Here is a 2,406-nt window from a genome sequence, read left to right as displayed (position 1 = left end):
CTTCTCTTTTTATGATTATAAGAAATTTTATCTTTTATTATTTGATAATTAGCGTAAAAGAATTTATGCCAGCCTAAAGGGTCGTAAACAACGCCAGATAATTTTTTGCTTACCATTAGAGGTTCTGTGTAGAAGTAAATAGGAATAAGTCCCATATCTCCCATCAATACGTCTTCCGCTTTATGCATAGCTTCCATTCTAACCTTTTGGTCTATAGTCGACATGGCGATTCTCAAATTATCGTCATAAGCCTTATTTGAATAACCGCCGTTATTTTGAACGCTATAACTTAAAAATACTCCCAAAAAAGTCATAGGGTCGTTATAATCGCCAATCCATCCATGACGAGCGACTACAAAATCTTTATTCTGTCTCGTATCTTGGAAAGTCGCCCATTCTTCTTGCGATAATGTAGAATCTATATTCAAATATTCTTTCCACATTTGCTGAATCGCTTCGAATATTTGTATATGATTAACGCCAGAATTGGATTTAAATTCTATAACTGGAAAACCTCTTCCATTTGGATAACCCGCTTCGGCTAAAAGTTTTTTCGCTTCTTCAATATTCTTTTCAAAATCTTCTTCTTTTACGCTATAATAATCTCCGCCGACTTTTCTAAAATCTCCGTTTGCATCTTCCGTATCGTTTATTCCGTTTGGAACCCAAGCGGTAGCGGGAACTTCTCCAGCTTTTGACACTTCTTTAACTATATAATTTCTATCTATAGCCAAAGCGAGCGCCTTACGAACTCTCGCGTCTCTTAATGTTCTGTTCGTCCAATTCAAACAATAATAATAAGTCCCTATATAAGGAGTTATATACATTAAACCTTCACTTTGCAAAGTTTCTATATCGGATAGAGGAGGATGATTTGCAAAATGTATAGAACCTTCTTTAACTCCCGCCATTGCCGCCGTTTCGTTTTGCATCAATACAAATACGAGCCTTTGAGGAATTATAGAATCGGCATTCCAATAATTAGTATTTTTTTCCATAACGAGTCTATCGTCAGTTCTTCTTTCCGTTAAAATAAAAGGACCGTTTCCAATATATGTGTCGGGCGATAGAGTCCAATCGTCTTTGTATTCTTCTATAATATCTTCTCTTAAAGGAAAGAATGTAGGGAAAGCGGCAAGTTCGATAAAATAAGCCGTAGGAGTAGCCAATTTTACTTCCAAAGTATTTTCGTCTATCGCTCTTACTCCCAAAGAATCCACTGGTTTTTTGCCAGCGTTAATATCCATCGCGTTAAGAACGGGTTCGAATTGATAAGCGTATTCCGCCGCAGTATCGGGGTTAACCGCTCTTCTCCAAGAATAAACGAAATCGTCCGCCGTTATTTTTTGCCCGTCCGACCATTTTGCATCTTCTCTTATATAGAAAGTATAGGTTAAACCGTCTTCGCTTATATCCCACCTTTCCGCAACGCCGCTCGTTATTTTATTTTCTTTATCTCTCGTTGCCAAGCCTTCAAAAGCATGCTGAATATAAATGCTTCCGTCAACTGCAGAATTTAATGTCGGGTCAATAGTTTTAGGTTCTGGACCGACATTAATATATATCGCTTCTTCTCTTGCATTTACTCCGCAAGATACAAATAATAAAAGCGATACAAAAATAAATAACGAATAAAATAATAATTTGTTTTTCATAATGAAATACTCCATGTTTTTATTTTAAGACTATTATAAACAAAAATAAATTATTAGTCAATAAAAAATTTCTTATAAAATATAAAAATTATAAAGAGTTTTTTTATATTTCCGTTAATAATTATAAGAATATTAAATAACGGAGTATTAATATGACTATAAATAGTATTTCTAATAATACGGCTATCAGACTTCAAAAACCGAATATTGAAACTCAAACGGCAAAACCCGTTCAGAATATAAATAATAATGCAAATCAAAATTCTTCTTTGTCGCCTCTTTCAAGCAGATATACTTACGCTATTGGAAGAGACGGAAAAAGATATATATTGCAATTGAGAATTGATATAGCTTCGGTTAGAGCTTTTAGCGCGCTCGCTTGAATTATTGTATAAATTATATGATAAACTATAGAAGAATATTCATACTTTTTCTTTTTATATTAAGTAGCCTTTCTCTAAACGCAAATTTAAACGATATTTTAAATACCAAAAAGAATTATCAAATTTATTCTGGAAATAATAACGAAAAAACTTTTAACGCCGTGAGATATATAAATAATAATTATTCAAAAGAAAAAATTAAAGCGAAAAATATTTATTCCACTTCAAAAATAGATTTATATTTGGAAAACGATTTGAAAGCGGAAGATAAAGAATTAAAAAATATTCTGCTTGAAACTATGAGAGTTTACGATATGGAAGAATATTTATTCGGAAAACTCGAAGGAAAATTGATTTTACTTATAATG

General features: G+C 32.7%; 2 protein-coding genes and 1 pseudogene. 2 read left to right on the top strand and 1 reads right to left on the bottom strand.

Annotation, left to right across the window (positions count from 1 at the left end):
* Positions 1-1,655 (bottom strand): peptide ABC transporter substrate-binding protein (locus EZH24_RS10300; RefSeq protein ID WP_137999048.1); only part of this gene is annotated, 1,655 nt, incomplete at its 3' end.
* A gap of 152 nt (positions 1,656-1,807) precedes the next feature.
* Here EZH24_RS10300 and EZH24_RS10295 point away from each other — a divergent pair.
* Together EZH24_RS10295 and EZH24_RS10290 are read left to right on the top strand one after the other, a co-directional pair.
* On the top strand, positions 1,808-2,038 hold the full coding sequence (locus EZH24_RS10295; RefSeq protein ID WP_137999047.1) for a hypothetical protein: 231 nt from the start codon (positions 1,808-1,810) through the stop codon (positions 2,036-2,038).
* Positions 2,039-2,055: 17 nt separating this feature from the next.
* A pseudogene (locus EZH24_RS10290) lies at positions 2,056-2,406 on the top strand (peptidase M30, hyicolysin); the annotation flags it as partial.

The organism is Brachyspira catarrhinii (assembly GCF_005518285.1).
GTDB lineage: Bacteria > Spirochaetota > Brachyspiria > Brachyspirales > Brachyspiraceae > Brachyspira > Brachyspira catarrhinii.
This window is presented reverse-complemented; position numbering and strand designations above follow the sequence as displayed.

Bases quoted from the DNA above. Each gene is read 5' to 3' on its own strand.
- EZH24_RS10295 (WP_137999047.1), top strand. From the start codon at position 1,808: ATGACTATAAATAGTATTTCTAATAATACGGCTATCAGACTTCAAAAA.